The 20,512-nt window shown below is 69.0% G+C and carries 19 protein-coding genes; 9 read left to right on the top strand and 10 right to left on the bottom strand.

Annotated features, from left to right (window positions below; genetic code table 11):
* Together ACKOQ4_RS14550 and ACKOQ4_RS14545 are read left to right on the top strand one after the other, a co-directional pair.
* Positions 1 to 1,048 (top strand): MCE family protein (locus ACKOQ4_RS14550; protein WP_526293047.1); only part of this gene is annotated, 1,048 nt, incomplete at its 5' end.
* Complete coding sequence (locus ACKOQ4_RS14545; RefSeq protein WP_526293045.1) at positions 1,048 to 2,607, top strand: MCE family protein; 1,560 nt, start codon at positions 1,048 to 1,050, stop codon at positions 2,605 to 2,607. The genes ACKOQ4_RS14550 and ACKOQ4_RS14545, both read left to right, overlap by 1 nt.
* 10 nt (positions 2,608 to 2,617) lie before the next feature.
* Here the strand turns inward: ACKOQ4_RS14545 and ACKOQ4_RS14540 are convergent, their stop codons facing one another.
* Positions 2,618 to 3,121 (bottom strand): Rv2253/PknI dimerization domain-containing protein, encoded by a 504-nt coding sequence (locus ACKOQ4_RS14540; RefSeq protein ID WP_526293043.1) that lies wholly within the window; start codon positions 3,119 to 3,121, stop codon positions 2,618 to 2,620.
* Between the two features lie 169 nt (positions 3,122 to 3,290).
* Between ACKOQ4_RS14540 and ACKOQ4_RS14535 the strand changes: the two genes are divergently transcribed.
* Complete coding sequence (locus ACKOQ4_RS14535; protein ID WP_526293041.1) at positions 3,291 to 3,497, top strand: hypothetical protein; 207 nt, start codon at positions 3,291 to 3,293, stop codon at positions 3,495 to 3,497.
* Between the two features lie 60 nt (positions 3,498 to 3,557).
* Here ACKOQ4_RS14535 and ACKOQ4_RS14530 read toward each other — a convergent pair whose 3' ends face one another.
* The 3 genes from ACKOQ4_RS14530 to ACKOQ4_RS14520 are packed head-to-tail and all read right to left on the bottom strand — an operon-like array spanning position 3,558 to position 7,005.
* Entirely contained in the window at positions 3,558 to 4,223 is a 666-nt protein-coding gene (locus ACKOQ4_RS14530; protein WP_526293039.1) for a hypothetical protein, read from the bottom strand.
* Positions 4,220 to 5,821 carry a S53 family peptidase gene (locus ACKOQ4_RS14525; protein WP_526293037.1) on the bottom strand — a complete coding sequence of 534 codons (1,602 nt, stop codon included), beginning with the start codon at positions 5,819 to 5,821 and terminating at the stop codon, positions 4,220 to 4,222. The genes ACKOQ4_RS14530 and ACKOQ4_RS14525 overlap by 4 nt, the downstream gene beginning before the upstream one ends.
* Positions 5,822 to 5,850: 29 nt before the next feature.
* Positions 5,851 to 7,005 carry a zinc ribbon domain-containing protein gene (locus ACKOQ4_RS14520; RefSeq protein ID WP_526293035.1) on the bottom strand — a complete coding sequence of 385 codons (1,155 nt, stop codon included), beginning with the start codon at positions 7,003 to 7,005 and terminating at the stop codon, positions 5,851 to 5,853.
* 188 nt (positions 7,006 to 7,193) lie between these two features.
* Here ACKOQ4_RS14520 and ACKOQ4_RS14515 point away from each other — a divergent pair, with 188 nt between their 5' ends.
* The 6 genes from ACKOQ4_RS14515 to ACKOQ4_RS14490 all read left to right on the top strand — a co-directional run bounded on the left by ACKOQ4_RS14515 (position 7,194) and on the right by ACKOQ4_RS14490 (position 14,008).
* Positions 7,194 to 9,386, top strand: a complete 2,193-nt coding sequence (locus ACKOQ4_RS14515) for an adenylate/guanylate cyclase domain-containing protein (RefSeq protein WP_526293033.1) — start codon at positions 7,194 to 7,196, stop codon at positions 9,384 to 9,386.
* The gene (locus ACKOQ4_RS14510; RefSeq protein WP_526293031.1) at positions 9,387 to 10,814 is read left to right on the top strand and encodes a mechanosensitive ion channel family protein; all 1,428 of its coding nucleotides are present in this window, start codon (positions 9,387 to 9,389) and stop codon (positions 10,812 to 10,814) included.
* Positions 10,814 to 11,629, top strand: coding sequence for an acyl-CoA thioesterase domain-containing protein (locus ACKOQ4_RS14505; protein WP_526293029.1), 816 nt, complete (start codon positions 10,814 to 10,816; stop codon positions 11,627 to 11,629). The genes ACKOQ4_RS14510 and ACKOQ4_RS14505 overlap by 1 nt, the downstream gene beginning before the upstream one ends.
* The gene (locus tag ACKOQ4_RS14500) at positions 11,626 to 12,471 is read left to right on the top strand and encodes a sulfurtransferase (protein WP_526293027.1); all 846 of its coding nucleotides are present in this window, start codon (positions 11,626 to 11,628) and stop codon (positions 12,469 to 12,471) included. The genes ACKOQ4_RS14505 and ACKOQ4_RS14500 overlap by 4 nt, the downstream gene beginning before the upstream one ends.
* An 80-nt stretch (positions 12,472 to 12,551) precedes the next feature.
* On the top strand, positions 12,552 to 13,466 hold the full coding sequence (locus ACKOQ4_RS14495; protein WP_526293025.1) for a hypothetical protein: 915 nt from the start codon (positions 12,552 to 12,554) through the stop codon (positions 13,464 to 13,466).
* Positions 13,463 to 14,008 carry a hypothetical protein gene (locus tag ACKOQ4_RS14490; RefSeq protein WP_526293023.1) on the top strand — a complete coding sequence of 182 codons (546 nt, stop codon included), beginning with the start codon at positions 13,463 to 13,465 and terminating at the stop codon, positions 14,006 to 14,008. The genes ACKOQ4_RS14495 and ACKOQ4_RS14490 overlap by 4 nt, the downstream gene beginning before the upstream one ends.
* A 4-nt stretch (positions 14,009 to 14,012) precedes the next feature.
* Here ACKOQ4_RS14490 and ACKOQ4_RS14485 read toward each other — a convergent pair whose 3' ends face one another.
* The 6 genes from ACKOQ4_RS14485 to ACKOQ4_RS14460 form a co-directional block, all read right to left on the bottom strand.
* A complete protein-coding gene (locus ACKOQ4_RS14485; RefSeq protein ID WP_526293049.1) occupies positions 14,013 to 14,903 on the bottom strand; it encodes an extracellular catalytic domain type 1 short-chain-length polyhydroxyalkanoate depolymerase in 891 nt (296 codons plus the stop codon).
* A gap of 28 nt (positions 14,904 to 14,931) precedes the next feature.
* Positions 14,932 to 15,771, bottom strand: a complete 840-nt coding sequence (locus tag ACKOQ4_RS14480) for an esterase/lipase family protein (RefSeq protein WP_526293021.1) — start codon at positions 15,769 to 15,771, stop codon at positions 14,932 to 14,934.
* Positions 15,772 to 15,855: 84 nt separating this feature from the next.
* Positions 15,856 to 17,526, bottom strand: a complete 1,671-nt coding sequence (locus ACKOQ4_RS14475; RefSeq protein ID WP_526293019.1) for an alpha-keto acid decarboxylase family protein — start codon at positions 17,524 to 17,526, stop codon at positions 15,856 to 15,858.
* A 34-nt stretch (positions 17,527 to 17,560) separates the two neighbouring features.
* A complete protein-coding gene (locus tag ACKOQ4_RS14470; protein WP_526293017.1) occupies positions 17,561 to 19,117 on the bottom strand; it encodes a succinic semialdehyde dehydrogenase in 1,557 nt (518 codons plus the stop codon).
* A gap of 14 nt (positions 19,118 to 19,131) precedes the next feature.
* Entirely contained in the window at positions 19,132 to 19,788 is a 657-nt protein-coding gene (locus ACKOQ4_RS14465; RefSeq protein WP_526293015.1) for a hypothetical protein, read from the bottom strand.
* A 28-nt stretch (positions 19,789 to 19,816) separates the two neighbouring features.
* A partial coding sequence (locus ACKOQ4_RS14460; RefSeq protein WP_526293013.1) for a phosphate acyltransferase occupies positions 19,817 to 20,512 on the bottom strand: 696 nt, incomplete at its 5' end.

The following is a 20,512-nucleotide window of genomic DNA, read 5'->3' as shown; positions in this document are numbered from 1 at the left end:
GCTCGGCGACGTGGTGGTCGGCAGCGTCAACAGCATGACGGTGCGCGACTGGCACGCCGACGTGGAGATCTCGGTCAAACCGGATGTGGTGATCCCGGCCAATGCGGTGGCGACGGTGGGGCAGACCAGCCTGCTGGGCTCGATGCACCTTGCGCTCAACCCGCCGCTGGGACAGGCGCCGGACGGCCGTCTGGCATCCGGCGCCACCCTCGGGCTGAACAAGTCGTCGACGTATCCGACCACCGAGCAGACGCTCTCCGCGCTCTCGGTGGTCATCAACGGCGGCGGAGTGGGGCAGATCGGCGACATCGTCACCGAACTCAACGGAGCGCTCAACGGCCGGGAGACCCGGATCAGGGATCTGCTGGTGCGCCTCAACGACTTCGTCGGGGTGCTGGCCGACCAGCGGGACGCCGTCAACGCGACGGTGGTCTCGCTCAATCGCGTTGCCGGCACCTTCGCCGGCCAACGTGAGGTTCTGACCCGCGCGCTGGACCGGATCCCGCCGGCGCTGGACGTGCTCGTCGCCGAGCGGCCGAAACTGACCGCGGCACTGGAGAAACTCGGCAGGTTCAGTGCGGTGGCCACCGACCTGGTCAACGACACCAAGACCGATCTGGTCCGCAACCTGCGCAACCTGGAGCCGACGCTGCGCTCACTGGCCGACGTCGGCCCCGATCTGGACAAGGCGCTGGCCTATTTCACCGCGTTCCCCTACGGACAGAGCACCATCGACCGGGCCATCCGGGGTGACTACCTCAACCAGTACATCATCTTCGACTTCACCGTGCCGAGGCTGAAGAAGACCTTGCTCCTGGGCACACGCTGGGGACAGGAAGGGGCGAAACTCGTTCCGGCACCGGGTGATCCGTGGTACGCCACCTACACCTACGACCCGCTCAACGCGCCGTTCAGTCCGCCGCCGGCCGCGGTGGCCGACATCACCGGCGCCCCCGTGACCCTGCCAGCCGCCGCCCCCGCAACGCCTCCCGCGACGCAGCCTGCGCCGGAACTGCAGCTGGCGCCGATGGACGGCGGTGGCCGCTGATGCTGACTCGCTTCGTGCGCGCGCAGCTGGCGATCTTCACCATCGCCTCGATCGTCGGCATCACCGCGATGGTGCTGGTGTACATGCAGCTTCCGACCCTGCTCGGGATCGGGAGGATGACCGTGACCCTCGAACTGCCCAGAACCGGGGGGCTGTACCGCTTTTCGAACGTGACCTACCGGGGGGTCCAGATCGGGAGGGTCACCAATGTGCGGGCGACCCGGTCCGGCGCCGAGGCGACCATGTCGCTGGCGAACTCCCCGAAGATCCCGGCCGATCTGCAGGCCAGTGTGCTCAGCGTCTCGGCGGTCGGGGAGCAGTACGTCGACCTGTTGCCGCGAACCGACTCCGGGCCGTATCTGCGTGACGGTTCGGTGATACCGGTCTCCGACACCACCGTCCCGCAGAAGGTCGGACCGATGCTCGACCAGGTGAGCGCGCTTCTGGACAGCATCCCCAAAGAGAAGCTGTCCAAACTCCTCGACGAGGCCTTCAAGGGGCTCAACGGTTCCGGCGACGAGCTGGCGGCGCTGTTGAACTCGGTCTCGACGGTCGCCCACGACTTCGACGCGGTGGGTGATCGGGCGCGCGCGCTCGTCGACGACTCCCGGCCGCTGCTCGACGCCCAGGCCGCGTCCTCCGAGGCGCTGCGGGTCTGGACCCGCAGCCTGGCCGGCGTGACCGGCCAGCTCAACGCCAACGACCCGCAACTGAGAACCGTGCTGCAGAACGGACCGGGCGCACTCGACGAGGCCGCGCAGTTGCTCACCTCGGTCAAGCCGACACTGCCGGTGCTGCTGGCCAACCTGAGCACGGTCAGCCGGATCGCCGTCACCTATCACGCGTCGTTGGAGCAACTGCTCGTCCTGCTGCCCCCCTATGTCGCCTCGGTGCAGGCGGTCGGCCTGCCGCGCAACAACCCCACCGGATTCACCCAGGGTGACTTCACGCTGACGATCGGCGACCCACCGGCCTGCACGGTCGGATTCCTGCCGCCGTCTTCCTGGCGGTCCCCGTCTGACCTGACCGACGTCGACACCCCGGACGGCCTTTACTGCAAGCTGCCCCAGGACTCGCCGATCGCGGTGCGCGGCGCCCGCAACTACCCGTGTATGGGACAGCCCGGTAAGCGCGCCCCCACCGTCGAGATCTGTGAGAGCGGCGGGAACTTCGAGCCGCTGGCGATGCGCCAGCACGCCCTCGGCCCGTCGCCGATCGACCCGAACCTGCTGGCCCAGGGGGTCCCGCCCGATGACCGGGTGACGTTCAACGATCACATCTACGGGCCGCTGGAGGGAACCCCGATGCCGCCGGGTCCGCCCGGGGGAGCTCAACCACCGGCCGGGGACGCCCCGCCCGCCGCGCCAGCCGAACCGCCGCCGGGTCCCCAGGTGGCGCCGAGCGCCTTCACTCCCGGGGGTGGCGGTCCGTCCGTGGCGATCGCCACCTACGACCCGCAAACCGGGCAGGTCGCCACCCCGGACGGGACGGTGGCGCGGCAGGCCGATCTGGTCGCCGGGACCGGCCGGCCCTGGACAGACCTGCTGCCGACCGGCTGACCGGGCCGGTTCAGCCCACCTTCACCAGCTTGAACGGCATCGTGATGAACAGCGCCAGGCTGCGTCCGCAGGCCCCGCTGGGTCCGGTGGTGGCGTCCTCGCCGACCAGTGTGTCCGACGTCGGGTCGGTGGTGGACCCGTCCGGCGTCATGGCCCTGAACCGGAACACCTGGAACCCGTCGGCTGCCGACCCGTCCTGGCACGGCATCCAGCGCGGCACGATGTGCTTGACGTACCACTCGCCGCTGAGCTGGTAGATCGGCGCGGTCCAGCCCTGGTCGCTGCTCACCGTGCCGGTGCATTCGGTGGGGTAGCTGCACTGCGAGGTGATGGTCCACAGGGCGCGCACGCTCTTCTCGTCATGGAACACGTCGTTGGTGCGTGCCCACTCGCCGTTGGAGGTCGCGGTGTAGGTCCCGTTGAGCCCCCACGCGTCTGAGCAGTGAGCCGTGGGCGCCGCCCACAGGCCCAGGACTGCGGCCGCCGTCGTGCAGGTGGCCAGGGGGCGGATCACGACGTCAAGTATGGCCGGTCCGGCCCGCGTTTTCCGGGCCTTTCCGGGGTTACCCGCCGCGGAAAAAGGGCATAACGATATTTACGGTAGACTCAGGTTCACTATCCACAAACACAGAAATTGGGGAAACAGTATGTGGTCAGCACGTGTAGTGCGGCAGGTCGCGCTGGTGACCGGCGCCGCTGCCATCGTCGGTTCGGGCGCTTTGACGGCCTGCTCCACCAAGGAGAAGCCGGCTGAGACCAAGCCGTCGTCGTCGACGAGCGCACCGGCTCTTACGCCGAGCGAGAAAGCCAACGTCGGTTCCTTCGCGCCGACCATCACCGCCAAGCCGGCGCCGACCGCCCTTCCGGGCAACATCCGCACCGGTCAGTAATCGTCAGCCGAAAGCGCCAGCCCGCGGGGTCGAACCCGCCGGCTGGCGCTTTCGTCTGAATCACTTGGGCGGATCACCGCGCCAACTGAAGCTGTCGACGTACTTTCCCATGTCCTGGGCGATCTGCAGGTTGGCCGGGGACGGCGGGCCGGGCCCGAATTCCTGGGTGAACTGCCGGAACGGGCCCTGCGCCGCCGCCACCAGGGCGAGATCATCCTTGACCGCCGCGATCACGATGACGCGCAGCTGCCCGCCGACGGTCTGGGGGAAGTCCGCGACCACCCCGTATCCGTTCTGGTAGCCCAGCGTGGCGTTGGGCAGTTCGTAGGCCACGATCGACTCCGGGAACGCGTCGGCCAGCACCTGGTTCACCACGGCGGTGGCGTCCCGGCCGGCCGCGGGCTGGCTGAACAGCCGCAGGGTTCCGCCGTCGCCGAGTTTCCACCGGGCGGTCACCCCGTTGTCCTGGGTCGTGACGTCGTAGGCCACGCCCGGCGCCGGGTAGGACACCGAGAACTCACCGCCCGGCGCGGTGAACGACGGGTTCGTCGCCACCGGCAACGCGGTGGGCGGCCGGCCGCAGTCCGGGGGGCAGGCGTAGACCGGGGCATCGGCCACCCGGGTGTCGATGAAGTTCAGCACCACCAGGGCGACCGTCAGCAACAGCACCCACAAACCCAGCGTGATGACGTATTTCGGGCCGCGGCCGCCGAGCGGGATCCTCACGCGTTCCCCGACCGGGCCAGCAGGATCGCCTTCACCAGATTGTCCACGTTCGGGCTGCCCAGCCCGGTGACGGTGTCGTAGCCCTTGCGGCCGCTGGGGGTCACCGCGTTGCCGCCGTAGCGAACGTCGCGGAAACCCGGCAGCGCCGAACTCCTGGCCACCTGGTAGAGCACCGGGTTCAACTCGCCCAGCGGAGCGGCCCCGGCCGCGGCGAACGTCTGGTTGACGATCGCGGCGATTCCGGCCCAGATGGGGGCGGACTGGGAGGTGCCCCCGCCGACCAGGATCTGCTGGCCGTAGATGAATTTCACCCCGGTGAACGGGTCACCCACCGCGGCGATGTCGGGTACCAGCCGCCTGTCGGTGGGGCCGGCCTCGGGGTCCACGGTCTGCCAGGCCGGCCGCTCGTACAGCGTGGACGCGCCGCCGCCGGATCCCTGGGTGAGCGGGACGTCGTACCAGGCCTGTTCGGCCACCCATTCGCCGTCCGGACCGGTTGACAGCCGGGTGCCGCCGACGGAGGTCATCTCCGGTATCGACGCCACCGCGTCCAGTCCCACGTCATCGGGGCTGGGCGGGTCGGACCAACTGTGACCGCCCTTGCAATCCAGGCCGGCGATGTCACCGGACGCGTCGAACGCCGTCGTGCCGTTGCGCACCGCCGCCACCAGGGCCGCGCGCACCGGAGCAAGGTCGGCGGCGGTGAAGAGGCGGTCGCAGCCCCATCCAATGGACAGACTCCAGATGGCGCCTGGGTAGCGGCTGTCCACCGAACGCATGAGTTCGCCGAGCTTCTCGAACCCGCCCGCCCCCTCCACGGTGGGTCGGGAGTTGACCAAGACGAGCTTCGCATCGGGGGCCACGGCATGGATCACCTGGAGGTCCATGGTGGACTCGACCCCGCGCTGGGCCGGCAGGTCGCCCATCACCTCCGGGACGAAGGCCGGCACATCGAAAACGTCGCTGAACATGTCCAGATCCCGCTGGTCGAAACCGTCGAAGCCCCACACCACGACGGTGATTCCCTTCCCGGTGTAGCCGGCATCGGCCAGCGGCCGGATGTTGTAGGCGTTCAGCAGTTGGTGCGGCAACAGACCGCCGCCCGGCACGTCCAGCGGCGGGGTCGGCGGCAGGACCGTCCGGTGCGGCAGGTAGCCCAGGACCCGTCCCAGTCCGGTCACCTCGGTGCGCAGCACCGGCGGCACAACCGGCTGCTGCGGGGAGGCATAGAAGACGCGGCCGACATCCGGGCCGCCGCGGATCCGGTAGTCGCGAACCGAAACCCCGAACGCGTCCGCGAACGAAGCCGGGGCACCCTCGACGACGGCCCAGTCCGCTCCGGTCTGCCAGCGCACCGACAACCCCTTCCCGCGCGCCCAGTCCGCGAGCCGGGCCGGATCCGAAGGCTCGCGCAGCGTGGCGGTCAGTTGCACGCGGCCGGATCGCGCCGGGCCGAGATCGGCCGCCGCCGCGAGCAGGCGGGCGTAGGGACCGGCGATGACGTTGCGCGGTGTGGTAGCCCACCGGTCGGCGGCGAACAGCACCGCGGCGACGGCCACGAGTGCGACGCCGGCCAATCGAGCCACCCGATTAGTCACGGCATCAAACCTAAAGGATCGCCGGACCGTCACGCCGAGCCGGCGGCTTCGCCGCGCACCCGCCGGGCTGACCGCGAGGAGGCCCGTTCGGCGGCCCCGCACTGCGGACAGAACGGCATGTCCGGCACGGTGGCCGAGCAGTGTATGCACCGCACCGGCCGGCCCGAGGCCTCATCGTGCAGTTCGTGCAGCACCGCGATCTGCATCGCGATCCGAAGCGCCAGCCATGCCAGCAGCGTGATCGCCAGGTTGATCACGTCCTCGGTGCCCGGGCGGACATTGGCGGCGTCGACGGCGTACAGGGCCAGGTAGCAGGCCGCTCCGATCAGCGTGCACAGCGCCAGTCTCCAGCGGACGCCGGCCCGCTGGCCGGGCCGGTACCACAGCAGAATTCCCATCGCGCCTCCGGCGGCTGCCGCCGTCAGCGGGTCGAACAGGCCGTAGAGCAGGGCCCGCGACAACAGCCGCAGCGGGTCGTAGTTGTCCAGCAGACCGGCGACGTGCTGGGGCGCGAGCCAGGTGATGGTGCCCGCGGTCGTGTAGGCCAGCGAACCCAGTGCGCCGATCACGAATCCGTCCAGCGACTCGACGGTCCGGGGGCGCAGCAGCCGGACCACCACCGCCGGCACCATCATCAGCGCGGCGTCCCCAGCGGCTACAGCGAGGCCGAGGTTGAGCACGTCGAGCAACTGGAAGCCGGCCGACAGCGGGATGCCGTAGGCGCCGGCCACCCGGGCCCCGGTCCACAACCACCAGGCGACGCTGAGCGCGATGCCGATCACCGATGCGAGCGCCAGCGCCCACGCCGGTATGTCCCGATAGATGTCGGACCGCCATAGATACAGCAGGAACAGCAGGGGTATCCCCAGGCAGGTCAACACGACCATCGGCGCAATCTGCCCGAGCAGCGAGACCGCGACCAGCGCCGCGGCCGCGATGAGCAGTCCGTGCCGGAACGGCGTGCGGTCCGCCTTGGACAGATGCGGACACAGCGTGCTGGTGATCAGCGGCAGAAACACCGACTGGCGGTGCGCGGCGACGAACACCCTCGGCCGCAGCAACGTGCGGCGCGCGGTGACGCCGGCCAGTTGGTCGGCACCGCAGTGACCGCAGAACTGCGCGACCGGCACGCATTCCCGGCAGGCCGGGCACTCCCGGACTGCCTCGTCGGGGCCAGTGCTCATTCGATTCCGCTCTCGGTCGGGGTCGGCGGCCTCGACCCGCAGCGCAGCGTACCCGCAGCGGCTGGGTCACGGCGGTCGGCCGGCTGCGAACCGTTTGGTAACAATATTCCCATCTGCCCCAATCGTCACAGAAGCTGCTAGGCTTCCCCGAGGCGATTCCCGCACGTCGCGGCGGGGAAGGGATGGTCATGGAGATGTCGGGCCGGGAGGTCCCGCCGGAGCCGCAGTCTGCGCCCGCGGGCGCCAGGCCTCCAGGCAAACGCGTCAAGTCGTCCCGCAACTTCCTCAACCGGTTCAGCATCCAGTCCAAGCTGATCCTGATGCTGGTGCTGTGCACCATCCTGGCCGCGGCGATCGTGGGCGGAATCTCCTACCAGACCGGCCGCAACTCGCTGCGCATCGCCGCGGTCAACCGGCTCGACGAGATCCGCGAATCGCAGACCCGCAGCATGACCGCCCAATTCAGCGATCTGCGCAACGCACTGGTCACCTATACCCACGGCAGTTCGACCCGCGACGCGCTGCGAGACTTCGCCGCCGGCTTCGATCAGCTGGCCAACGCCCGGATCACCCCGGAGATGACCAAGGCGATCACCGACTACTACGACTTCTTCGCCAAGGAGACCGAGAAATACAGCGGCACCCGGCTCGACGTCCCGGCGCTGCTGCCTACCTCCGACGCCCAGCGATACCTGCAGGCCGTCTACACCGCCAAGCTGCCCACCAACGATCTCGCCATCGCCAAGGACGACGCGGGCGACGGCAGCGCATGGTCGGCCGCCAACGCCAAGTATCAGGGCTTCTACCGCGAGATCGTGACCAGATTCGCCTTCGAGGACGCCCTGCTGCTCGACGGCCGCGGCAACGTGGTCTACAGCGCCTACAAGAACGTCGACCTGGGCACCAACATCCTCACCGGTCCGTACAACGGATCCAAGCTCCGCGACGCCTACACCCAGGCGATGTCGAGCAACAGAGCCGACCGGGTGGTGTTCACCGACTTCGAGTTCTACCAGCCGGCAACCATGGCCGCGACGGCCTGGATGGTCGCGCCGGTCCCGCCCACCGGCAAGCCGGAAGGCGTTCTGGCGATGCAGTTCCCGATCACCAAGATCAACAAGGTGATGACCTTCGACAAGAAGTGGAAAGACGCCGGGATGGGCGACACCGGCGAGACGATCATGGCCGGGGAGGACTTCCTGATGCGTTCGGATTCGCGGATGTTCCTCGAGGACCCGGAACGCTACAAGCAGATGGTCATCGACTCGGGCACTCCGCCGGACATACCCGACCTCGCGATCCGCCAGGGCGGCACGACGCTGGTCCAGCCGGTCGCGCCGGCTGCGCACCTGGAGGCGCAGAAGGGCCGTACCGGCACCGTGATCACCAAGGACTACCTCGGTCAGGAGACCATTCAGTCCTACGCGGCGGTCGGCAAGATGGCCGACCTGCGTTGGACGATCGTGGCCAAGATCGACACCAGGGAAGCCTTCGCCCGGGAGGTGACCTTCACCCGGATCGTTGTGCTGGCCACCACCGGGATCATCCTCGGCGTCTGCCTGCTCGCCGCGGTCCTGGCCCAGGTGTTCCTGCGCCCGATCCGGCGCCTCGAAGCGGGCGTCCAGCAGATCAGCGCCGGTGACTACCACGTCGAGATACCCGTCGAGACCCGCGACGAGATCGGCGACCTGACCGGGATGTTCAACGAGATGAGCCGGAGCCTGTCGGTCAAGGAGGACCTGCTCGTCGAGCAGCGCGGCCGGATCCGGACGCTGCTGCACTCCCTGATGCCCACGGCGATCGCCGAGAAACTCGTCGACGGAGCCGAGATCACCGCCCGCGACCACTCCGACGTCTCGGTCGTCTACGCCGACATCGCCGGCCTGGACCGGCTACAGGTCGAGTTGGCGACGGACCAGGCGCTCAACATCTCCAACGAGCTGATCCGCCAATTCGACGCGGCCGCTGACGAATTCGGCATCGAACGGGTGCGGCCGGTGCGCAACGGGTACCTGGGGAGCTGCGGGCTGACCATCCCGAGGCTGGACAATGTGCGGCGCGCGGCGGACTTCGCGTTGGAGTGTCAGCGGATTCTGGAACGGTTCAACAGCGAGGCCGACCTGAAACTCGCGCTGCGGGCGGGTATCGACAGCGGGCCGGTCAGCAGCGGTCTGGTCGGCCAGCCGTCCCCGGTATTCGACATGTGGGGAACCGCGGTCAACCTGGCACACCGGCTCAAGAACGGTATGCCCGAGCCCGGCATCTACGTCACCCCGCGGGTCTACGACGCGCTCTCGGAGACCATGTCCTTCGCCGAGGCCGGCACCGTCACCTTCCCCGGCGGCAGTGAACGGGTCTGGCGGCTCACGGAGGCGACGTAAATGGGCGACCTTCTCAGCGACTCCTGGTTCTACTGGGCGATCGGGGTGGCGATCGGCTTCCCGCTGCTGCTGATCGCGCTCACCGAGTGGCAGCACACCCTGCGTCGCCGCAACAGCTCCCTGGTCGGGCTGGTGGGGCTGCTGCGCAACTATCTGGCCCCGCTGGGGGCGCTGCTGCTGGTGATGGTCGGAGCCGTCCAGATCCCTGCGAAGACGACACCGGTGCGGATCGTTGGCACCCTGGTGGCCGTCATCGTTCTGATCCTGCTGCTCGCCGGGGTGCGGGCGTCGCTGTTCTCCAACGCCCCGGACTCCAGCTGGCGACGACGCGTTCCGGCGATCTTCCTCGACGTCATCCGGTTCGCCCTGATCGCCGTCGGGGTGGGACTGATCCTCGCCTACATCTGGGGCGCACACGTCGGGGGACTGTTCACCGCGCTGGGCATCACGTCGATCGTGATCGGGCTGACCCTGCAGAACTCGGTCGGGCAGATCATCTCCGGGCTGCTGATGCTCTTCGAACAGCCGTTCCGGCTGGGCGAATGGATCGAGACCGCGACCGCCAGCGGCCGGGTGGTCGAGGTGAATTGGCGCGCCGTGCACGTGCAGACCGGAGAAGGGCTGCGCATCATCCCGAACTCCAAGCTGGCGGCCGAGGAGATCACCAACCTCAGCCGCCTGGCCGGTAAGCAGGCTGTCAGGGTCACCAGCGTCTTCGCCATCGAGGACCGCCCCGATCAGGTCTGCGCGATGCTCGCCCGGGTGGCGGCGCAAGTGCCCGAGTGCCACCCCGACCTCGCCCCGGTCGCCGTGCCCCTGGGAGACATGAAGTACCGCACCAAGATTCCGCTCAGCTCACCGGGGGACGACAGTGACGCCGAGGCCACTTTCCGGCGCTGGATCTGGTACGCGGCACGCCGGGAGGGCCTGCACCTCGACGAGGCCGTGGACGGTTTCTCCGATCCCGGGCAGTTAGCCGACGCCATCCGCAGAGTCGTCGCACCAACCCTGCTGCTCACCGTCGAACAGCAGCGTGCGATGGCTCCGTACGCCGTGGTCGAACGCTTCGGCGCGGGCGAGTTGATCGAGCCCGACGGAGTGGTGCCCGACCACATGTCCTTCGTCATCTCCGGCGTCGTGCTGCTGACCGTCGCGGCCGGGAGCGGATCGCGCACCGAGGTGACCCGCCTGGAGGAAGGCGCCTACCTGGGGCAGAGCACACTGGTGCGGCATCCGGTTGTCGGGTCGTATTTCGCACTCGACGAGGTCGCCCTGGTGCGGGTGCGGCGTGAGGCGATCGAACGGGTGGTCCAGAACAACCCGGTGCTGCTGCAGGAATTCGGCCGTTCCATGGACGAACGCCGCGCCACCGTATTGCGCGCGATGACCGGTGACGCCGTCGACGAGGCCACGGTCACGCCGTCCTGATGCCCGTCGCGTCCGCGCATTTCGTCGCAGAGTCCGACGGCTCATTCAGCCCGACGGACATGGCCCGCAGCAGGTGGGGTCCCGACACGCTCAATGGCCCGGCGCTGGTCGGCCTTGCGGCCTGGGAGCTGGAAAGTCGTTACCGCGCAGAGGGTTTCGCCCCGGTCCGGTTCACCGCCGATCTGTTCAAAGCTGCCCGCCGGCAGCCGACCCTGCTGCGCAGCCGGATAGCCCGCGCCGGCGGGCGGATCCGGGTCGCCGAGTGCGACATCCTGCAGGACGGTGCGGTGGTCGTCAGGGCCGTGATGGCGGCCTACCGGCGCTCCAGACCCCCGCCCGGCGCCGAGTGGGTCCCGCGGGCCGGGTTCAGTCCGCCGCCCGGCGCCGAGGGCCCGGTCTATCTGGTCGGCAGCGACGACGCCGGGTGGGCCGGATCCGGGGCCGACCACCAGAACACCTCCCGCAAGCGGGTCTACCACAGGACTGTCGACGCGGTGGCCGGTCATCCGGCCAGCCCGTTCGTCCGCACGGTGGTTGCCGCCGAGGCGACGAGTCTGGTGACCAACCTCGGGAGCCGGGGGATCGGCTACATCAACGGTGATCTGACCGTCGCTCTGTGCCGCCTCCCGCTCGGCGATCACATTGGGGTGCAGGCTGATTCGCACTGGTGCGCCGACGGTGTCTCGGTAGGCACCGCCACTCTCTTCGATGACGCCGGTCCGTTCGGCACCGGCATGGTGACTGCCCTGGCCAACCCGGCCGCCCAGATCGACTTCGCAGACCCGGACGTCATGCCGATACTGAGAGTCCCATGACCCGAGACGACGTGCTCATCGGCGCGAGGAATTTGGGCCGACTCATCGCGGACGGCGCCGGCCTTGCGATCCTCGACGTCCGATGGCGCCTGGACCGTCCCGACGGGCGGGGGGACTACCTGGCCGGCCACATCCCCGGGGCGGTCTACGTCTCGCTGGAGGACGACCTGAGTGACCACACCCTGGCCGGGCGCGGCCGTCACCCGCTTCCGGCCGGTCCGGCGATTCAGGCCGCCGCCCGGCGCTGGGGCATTCGTACCGGCGAGCCCGTCGTCGTCTACGACGACTGGAACCGGGCCGGATCCGCCCGGGCCTGGTGGGTACTCACCGCGGCCGGGATCACCGGCGTGCGCATCCTCGACGGCGGGCTGGCGGCGTGGACCGCCTCCGGGGGAGATCTGCAGCCCGGGGAGATCACGCCGGAACCGGGTGATGTGACGGTGGCCTATGACGACCTCTACCAGGGTGGCCGCCCGACGTTGACGGCCGGGCAGATCGCCGACGGGCCGGTGACGCCGCTGCTCGACGCCCGCGCCCCGGAGCGCTTCCGCGGGGAGGTCGAACCGCTGGACCCGGCCGCCGGTCACATCCCCGGTGCGCGCAATGTCCCGAGCACCTCGGTTCTCGCCCCGGACGGTACGTTCCTGCCCGCCGCCGAGTTGGCGGCCGTCCTGCAGGACGCCGGGGCCGCGGCGCCGGCCGGGGTGTACTGCGGGTCGGGAGTCACCGCGTCGGTCGTGCTGGCCGCGCTGGGCGCCGCCGGTGTCGAGGCGGCGCTGTTCCCGGGTTCGTGGTCGCAGTGGAGCGGGGAGAACCGGCCGGTGGCTCGGGGACCGGTCTGACTGCGGCGTCAGCGGGTCACCCCCGCGCGGCTATGCTTCCAGGCAGCAAACTCGGTAACCGGCCAGGGAAGTGACGGACGATGACAGCGGATTCGTTGGCGGGACGCCTGGGCGGCTTGGCCGCCGCACTGGGAGCCGGCGTCGTGATCGGCCTGGCGAGTTCCGCCCCGGCATCGGCCGACGCCGCCGATCCGGCCCCGTCCGCGCCGGCATCGGAGACTCCCGGCGGAAACTCGGCACCGGCTTCGCGCCGGGCTCCCACGCGCCCCCGGCCCGTGCGTGTCGCCAACCGGGAGCATCCGGCGGCCAAACGGGTCTCGGCCGGCCGGCCCGCGGCGGCCGCCACCCCGATCGCGAGGACCGCGACCAGACCGGTCCCGTCGCCGGTTCAGGTGCGCCCCGCCGCCGCCGGCCCGGCCGCCGTCGGCCCGGCACCGGCCCCGGCCGCGCCGGCAGCCGAGTCGGTGGGCGCACTGCTCTGCGATCCGCGCGGCCAGAAGATCCGGGTCTTCAAGGGAACCCACGTCGCGCTGCCGCTCAACACGGCTTTCTTCACCAAGAAGGTCACCGGGTCGGCGACCTTCACCCCCGACACCGCCTACGACCTCGGCGATGTCGACCAGTACGACTGGAACAAGCTGACCGGGATCGCGTTCTCGCCCCTGCAGCACGATCGCAACTCGGCCATGGTCGGCTGGCGGTACAACCTCAATACCGAGGAATTCGAGATCGCGCCGTTCTACAACGTCGACAAGAAGCGCATCCTGCCCAACGAGCTGACCGAGGTCATCTCGGTGCCCGCCGATCAGGCCTTCACTTACACGGTCGACTACCACGGCATCACCGTCAGCTACGGCGACACGACGGTCTACAAGCCGTATCCGGAGGGGCTCAAGCCCGTACAGCTGACGGCGTCGCGGGTCAGCGGGTGGTTCGGCGGTAACGAGGTGGCGCCCAGGACCGTCTCCTACTACCTCAAGCTCAAGCGGCTGTGAAGCGGCCGGTCCTGGTCAGTCTGATCGTCGCGTCGGCGCTGGCGCTGATCGTTCTCGTGCTCACCATGCGCTCGGCGCTGCACCGCGAAGCGGCGCAACCGGTGCCGGCCGATGTCCGCAACATCACCGTCTCCATCGGCAACGAGAAGTTCGAGTTGAAGGACGGCCTCGCCGAGCAGCCCGCAGCACCCGGGTCATCGACCCGCAACACCGCCCGCATCGTCGGCGAACCGGCCTTGGGAGATGCCACCGGCGACGCCAAACCCGATGCGGCACTGGTGATCGTCAACGAGCCGGGCGGCAGCGGAACCTTCTACTACGCGGTGGTCGCCGTCGACCACGACGGCTCCTACCGGGCCACCAACGTCATCGCACTCGGGGACCGGATCTCGCCGCAGAGCATCGACTTCAGCGACGGGCATTTCGTCTACCGCTTCCTGGAGCGCAAGCCAGACGAGTCGATGGCGGACGCTCCCACCATCGAGACGACGGTGCCGATCCACGTCGACGGGGCGACCGACACGATCTCGGTGGGCTCCTAGCGGCTCACCGCAGCCGCTCGGCGAAGAACTGCGCGCTGGCGCCCGAGGCGTCCACCGCGAAAGTCGTCGGCCCCACCACGTCGGCGGGCAGCGAGAACCGCCCTGCCGGCCAGGTGTGCCCGCCCCCGTTGATCGCGACCAGGACCACTTCGGTGTTGTCGGCGCACCCGGTCGCGGTCATCTCCTGAAACTCGCGGCCGCCGGCGGCCGGATCGGCGCGCAGCGGCCCCGGGCAGCGATTGATCTCGCGCCAGCGCTCGGCCAGCGCGGGAGCCGAGACGATGTCGCTGGCGCCGCCGCGACCCACCATCGGTCCGCCGTTGTAGGGCACCACCGGGTCGGCGGTCCCGTGTACGGCCATCACCGATACCGGTCGCGACGGGGCGCATGGCACCGTGGCTCCCAGCGTCCCCGACACCGGTGCGATCGCGCTGACCAGATCGGCCCGTTCGCAGACCAGCCGGTTGGCCATGAACGCCCCGGCTGACATGCCGGTGACGAACACCCGACCGGGCGGGATGCGGTACTGCTCGCCGAGCCGCCCGATCAGCGCGGCCAGGAAGCCGACGTCGTCGACACCCTGCCGGTCGGGCAGCGACGCGCCGCGACCGTCGGCCCACGCCGTGTCGATCCCATCGGGGTAGGCGACGACGAACCCGTACCGGTCGGCCACCCCGTTGTAGCCGGTGACATCGGCCTGCTGGGCTCCGGTCATGCCCGCCCCGTGCAGGTTGATGACCAGACCGTTGGGCGCACCGGTGCCCGCGTGCACCAGATAGGTGCGCGGCAGACCGCCGAAGGTCAGTACGCCCGGGGGATCGGCGGGGTCTGCCGCCGCGGGCGCGCTGCCGGCGAGGATCAGGGCCGCGGTGACCAGGGCCGCCGTACGCGTCATCACGCCAGTCAGTGTGCCAGGGTCGCCCTCAGTCGGCATCGGGGGGCGGCCCGTCCGCGAATCGTTGGCCGCCGTCGATGAACTCGATGAGCACGCGTGCCACCTCGTTCGAATAGAGCAGCGAGAGGTGTCCCAGCCCCTCGACCGCCGCGTCGTAGCCACCCCGTGCGGCCAGCTCACTGGTGGAGGGCGGATGAACGATGTTGTCGTGGGTGGAGTAGACGCTCAGGGTGGGCAATTCGATCGGGCGGTCGCGCTGCGCCGTGGCCAGGCCGCCGCCCTCGCGCAGGTCGTCGGCCACCCTGCCCAGGATGGGTCCGCGCCACTTCACGCCGCCGTGCGGTGTGCCCACGGTGATGCAGTGCGCCACCCGGGACCGCCCGGCCCGGGAGTGGGCATAATCCAGGCACACCAGCCCGCCCAGCGAATGGGCCACCAGCGTCACCTGCTCGGCGCCGGTCTCGGCACACACCCGGGCGACGAATCCGGCGAGCCGGGGCGTGTTGTTCTCCACCGAGTCGAACCACGGGTAGTTGAACCCGTACAGCGGTCCTTTGGCCGCTTTGCGGAACTGCCTGGCCATCCACCAGAAGTCGGCCCGGTTCTGGAAGTAGCCGTGCACGAACACGACCGGGATGCCGCCACCGGCGCCAAGTTTGCGTCCGATGAAGAAGTAGAACGGGATCAGCGGCTGGGTGATCAGGACGTAGTACAACTCCCGCAGCATTGCCCGCAGGTGGCTCTGGCCCGGCCTGGGCTCCACGTGGGAGGCCATCAGGAAGAAGGATCCGAGCAGGTAGACCAGTGCGCCGGCGAGCAACGCCACGACCACCGCGAGCCAGAGCAGTTCGGCGGCTCGAAGCGTCACGGCGGAATCGTAGCCGCAGCGCCGGTTCGGCAGGGCCCTTACTCGCGCCGGGCCCTGTTCACACCTGGTAGGTCCCGCCGTCCGTCAGCGCGGGGTCTTCAGCTTGTAGGCCTGGTCGACGAAGTCGGAGGGCAGTGGCTGGCTTTCCTCGCCGGGGATCATCACCTCGATGTAGGCCGCGCCGGTGTGCTTGTCGATCGCGTCGAGAGCCTCGTCCAGTTCGGCGAGGGTGGCAACCTTGGCCGTCAACCAGCCCTTGCAGCCGAATGCCTCCGGGAGCAGGTGGTAGTTGACCGGGGCGAGGTCGTCATAAACCGCACCGCGTCTGCTCAGGACGTCCTCGACACCGTAGAGCGCATTGTTGAGAACGAAAATGCGTGGCGCTACTCCGTAGCGGCCCATGACCGCGAGCTCGTTGAGGGTCAGCTGGTGTGAACCGTCCCCGGTGACCAGCCACGTGTGCCCCTGCGTCTTGGCCATCGCGATGCCGAATGCGGCGGGCGTCGCCCAGCCGATCGAGCCCCACAAACCCTGTCCCTCCGCCCCGACCCCGGCGGGCAGGCGCATCTTGTTGAGGTGCAGCATGCAGGTGCCGGTCTCGATGACCAGCGTGTCGCCGGCGGCGAGTCGCCGCTGCAGCCGCGGGTAGAAGTTCGCCGAGCTGGTCGGCTCGTCGCCGGTGCCGGTCAGCTCCAGCTGGCCGTAGGGCGGGGGGTCCTGACGTCGGCGGGGCTTCACCTTCTTGACGAGCGCGTCGAGCAGGTCGTCGATTGCGACGTTCAGATAGACGTCGGTGCCGATGCGCACCCAGTTCTCGTGGATGCAGACCGCCCGGTCGGTGTGCAGTACGTCGCCCCACAGACCGGTGTTGAGCTCGAAGAGCACCACCCCGCCGATGTCGAGGATCAGGTCGGCGTCCTGAACCGCGTCGCGGACCGAAGGGGGATTGGACATCGCGGCGGCGTATACGCCGATGTACTGCGGCAGGGACTCGTCGATGACGCCCTTGTCGTTGACGGTGATGGCCACCGGAAGGTTGGCCTTGGCGACCAGGTCGACGGCCTTGGCGGCGACGCCGTAGCGGTGGGTCGTCTTGGTGATCGTGGCGATGGGATTTCGCGCTGCGGAGATTTTCGCGGCGATGGCATCGGCCGCGGCGGCCAGTTCCGCCTTGTCGCTATGCCGGCGCTTGATCTTCGCCAGCGGGCTGCCCTTCACCGGCTTGCCGATCACCGGCATCCGCCCGTTGACATCGGAGATGAGGATGTAGGCGGGCATCGACTGACACAGCGCCTCACGGATGAGGCGTTCGAGTTCGTCGATGCAGTTGTCCGGGGTCAGCCTGGCCCAGACGCAGCACGCGGAGGTGGAGATCTCCACGAACCGGTCGTATCGGGTGTCGCCCAGGTTGTGGTGGGTGATCAGCCCGAGGTGCTGGATGCGCTCGCTGGGCATGCCCACGATGTGGAACACCGGCAGCCGATGCGCCCGTGAGCCCATCACTCCGTTGAGGGCGGACAGCTCGCCGACGCCGTAGGTGGTGGACAGGATGGCCGCGCCCCGGATACGGGCATACCCGTCCGCGGCATAGGCGGCGTTGAGTTCGTTGGCGCAGGCCACCCACTCCAGACCGGGTGCCGCCTCCACGGCGTCGTCGACCGGGAACGCGTAGTCACCCGGGACGCCGAACACCTTGTCGATGCCCAGGTGGGAGAGGCGCTGGACGGTGTATTCGGCGACGGTCGGGTTGGCCATGGCCAGACCATATCGGCCGGCAGGCTGCGGGCGCCTACTTCCGCCCTGGAAGTTTCATCACGGTCTGCACGATCGGCAGCAGCGACTTCTGCCACAGCGTGGGGGACAGGCCGAACGGCGGGTCGAGGTTGAGCACCCGGGCGGTGGCGATGGTCTGCGCCTCGGTGTACTTCAGCAGCCCCTCGGGGCCGTGCCGCCGGCCGACTCCGGACACGCCCATCCCGCCCATCGGGGCGCTCAGGCTGCCCCAGGCGAAGGCGTAACCCTCGTCGACGTTGACGGTGCCCGAGCGCAGCCGCGCGGCGATCTTCTCGCCCTCACCGGTCGTGGCCGCCCACACGCTGGCGTTGAGTCCGTACTCGGTGTCGTTGGCCTTCTCCACGGCGTCGTCGACATCGGAGACCGGATAGATGGACACCAGCGGACCGAAGGTTTCGGTGGCTGCGCACACCATCTCCGGGGTTACGTCGGCGAGCACGGTCGGCTCGTAGAACAGCGGGCCGATGTCCGGGCGTGCCTTCCCGCCGGCAATCACCTTGGCGCCCTTGGATGTCGCGTCCCTGACGTGCTCGGTGACGGTCTCCAGCTGCCCTTCGGAGATCAGGCTGCCCATGTCGGCCGAGAAGTCGTAGCCGGTGCCCAGCTTCATGTTCCGGACGGCGGCGGCGAACTTCGCGGTGAACTCGTCGGCGATGTCCTTCTCGACATAGATCCGCTCGATCGAGATGCACAGCTGACCGGCATTGGAGAAGCACGCCCGGGTGGCGGCCTTGGCCACCTTGTCGAGGTTGGCCCCACGCGTCACGATCATCGCATTCTTGCCGCCGAGCTCGGCGGAGAACCCGATCAGCCGCCTGCCCGCCTGCTCGGCCAGATGGCGGCCGGTCTCGGTGGACCCGGTGAACATCAGGTAGTCGCAGTTGTCCAGGATCGCGGTGCCGACCACCGAACCGGGACCCGGCACGATCGCGTAGAGATCCCGCGGCAGGCCGGCCTGGTACAGCAGTTCGGCGCAGGCCAGGCCGCAGTAGGGCGTCTGGCTGTCCGGCTTGACCACCACCGCGTTGCCGGCGATCAGCGCCGGCACCGAGTCCGAGGCGGTCAGCGTCATCGGGTAGTTCCATGGCGAGATCACCCCGACCACGCCCTTGGGCTGGTGCAGGACGGTGGTCTTCCCGACGGCCGGCAGCAGTCCCTGCACCCTCTTCGGCTTGAGCAGGTCGGCCGAGACGCGGGCGTAGTAGTTGGCGTTGGCGATCAGGTCGATCAGTTCCTCCTGGGCGGCCCAGCGGGCCTTGCCGGCCTCGGCCTGCAGCAAATCCATCAGAAAACCGCTGTTTTTGACCACCAGGTCGCGGTAGCGCTCGACGATCTTGATGCGCTCGGCCGCCGGGCGCTTGGCCCACTCGGCCTGGGCGGCGCGGGCTTTGGCGAACGCCGCTTCCACGTCGTCGGCCGTTCCCACCGGGATAGTGGCCATTTCCCTGCCGGTGAAGACCTCGACCACGGGTTTCGTCGGCCGGGCGGCGATGTCCTCGATCGCGGCCAGTGCTCGCAACCGGTCGAAATCGGCAGCGCTCGGAGCAGCCATGTCAGCACCTCTCATCAACTCGGACGGCTCAACCCTATGCGGTCGTTCGGTGGCGCGGAGAACATGCCGGCGCGGTCGGCGAAACCTGGCTTGACTTTAAGAGAGCCCGCACTATGCTGTGAAAATCCTGAAGTTCTACTGAGTGCGGATTGAATAGAGGCTGACCGAATGGATTGGAAACGAGTAGGCGTCATCGCCGGCAGTGCGGCCATCATGATCGCCGTGCCGCTGACCGTGGCCCAGCCGGGCGTCGCGGTCGGCTCCAAGTACGAGTCCAAGGTCGGCATCAGCGGGACATCAAAGGTGAAGACCTCCGAAGGCAAGAAGTCGGAGGGGGCGAAGGCTCCCAAGACCAAGGAATCCAAGACCAAGGAATCCAAGACCAAGTCGTCTGAGACGTCGAAGACGAAGACCAAGTCGTCGGAGACCTCGAAGACCAGGACCAGCACGTCGAGCAGCAGCTCGTCCACCTCGTCGAGCTCGCAGACGACCTCGTCGCCGACCAGCACGCAGACGACACAGCCCACCACGACTGCGCCGACCAGCACGACCGCGGCGCCCACCACCTCCGACACCGTCGCACCGACGACATCGGACACCGTCGCACCGACGACATCGGACACCGCCGCACCGACGACATCCGACACCGCCGCACCGACGACATCGGACACCGTGACGACGACGCCGGCCGTCTAGCTGCTACATCGGCGCGGTTCGCGCGCTCTGGGCGTCGGTGACCGCGATCGCGGTCATGTTGACGATGCCGCGGGCGGTCACCGACGGGGTGAGGATGTGAGCCGGCTTGGCCGCACCGAGCAGTATCGGGCCGACCGGGAGTGCGTCGGCGAGCACCTTGACCATCTGGGAGGCGATGTTCGCCGACGTCAGGTCGGGGAAGATCAGCACGTTGGCCGCGCCTTTGAGGCGGGAACCGGGCAGCACCCGATCGCGGATGGTCTGGGACAGCGCGGTATCGGCCTGCATCTCCCCGTCGATCTGAAGGTCCGGATCGGCGCGGCGGATCAGCACGAGCGCCTCACGCATCTTCACGGCGCTGTCGCTGTCGGCACTGCCGAAGTCGGAGTCGGACAGCAGTGCCACCCGCGGCACCTTGCCGAACCGGCGAACGTACTGGGCGCATTTCATTGTCATCTCGGCGATCTCGGCGGCGTCGGGGTGGCGGCTCACCTGGGTGTCGGCCAGGAAGTAGTAGCCGCGAGAGGTGACCAGCAGGCTCAGCGCGGAGAAGTCCAAGGCGTCGGGAGCCAGGCCGATGATGTCGCGGATGATCTTCAGCCGGGTGGGGAAGGGGCCCTCCAGTCCGCACAGCATCGCGTCGGCGTCACCGCGCAGCACGGCGATGGCGGCGATCGCTGTGGTGGATGTGCGCACGAT

This window comes from Mycobacterium sp. (genome assembly GCF_046095365.1).
Classification (GTDB): Bacteria; Actinomycetota; Actinomycetes; order Mycobacteriales; family Mycobacteriaceae; genus Mycobacterium.
The sequence above is the reverse complement of the archived record's forward strand: the minus strand, read 5'-3'. Positions and strand labels throughout refer to the sequence as shown.

What these genes read in the sequence shown, in the direction of transcription:
- ACKOQ4_RS14545 (WP_526293045.1), top strand. Translation starts at nt 1,048, where the DNA reads ATGCTGACTCGCTTCGTGCGCGCGCAGCTGGCGATCTTCACCATCGCC.
- ACKOQ4_RS14520 (WP_526293035.1), bottom strand. Translation starts at nt 7,005, where the DNA reads ATGAGCACTGGCCCCGACGAGGCAGTCCGGGAGTGCCCGGCCTGCCGG.
- ACKOQ4_RS14515 (WP_526293033.1), top strand. Translation starts at nt 7,194, where the DNA reads ATGGAGATGTCGGGCCGGGAGGTCCCGCCGGAGCCGCAGTCTGCGCCC.
- ACKOQ4_RS14510 (WP_526293031.1), top strand. Translation starts at nt 9,387, where the DNA reads ATGGGCGACCTTCTCAGCGACTCCTGGTTCTACTGGGCGATCGGGGTG.
- ACKOQ4_RS14505 (WP_526293029.1), top strand. Translation starts at nt 10,814, where the DNA reads ATGCCCGTCGCGTCCGCGCATTTCGTCGCAGAGTCCGACGGCTCATTC.
- ACKOQ4_RS14500 (WP_526293027.1), top strand. Translation starts at nt 11,626, where the DNA reads ATGACCCGAGACGACGTGCTCATCGGCGCGAGGAATTTGGGCCGACTC.
- ACKOQ4_RS14495 (WP_526293025.1), top strand. Translation starts at nt 12,552, where the DNA reads ATGACAGCGGATTCGTTGGCGGGACGCCTGGGCGGCTTGGCCGCCGCA.
- ACKOQ4_RS14485 (WP_526293049.1), bottom strand. Translation starts at nt 14,903, where the DNA reads ATGACGCGTACGGCGGCCCTGGTCACCGCGGCCCTGATCCTCGCCGGC.
- ACKOQ4_RS14475 (WP_526293019.1), bottom strand. Translation starts at nt 17,526, where the DNA reads ATGGCCAACCCGACCGTCGCCGAATACACCGTCCAGCGCCTCTCCCAC.
- ACKOQ4_RS14470 (WP_526293017.1), bottom strand. Translation starts at nt 19,117, where the DNA reads ATGGCTGCTCCGAGCGCTGCCGATTTCGACCGGTTGCGAGCACTGGCC.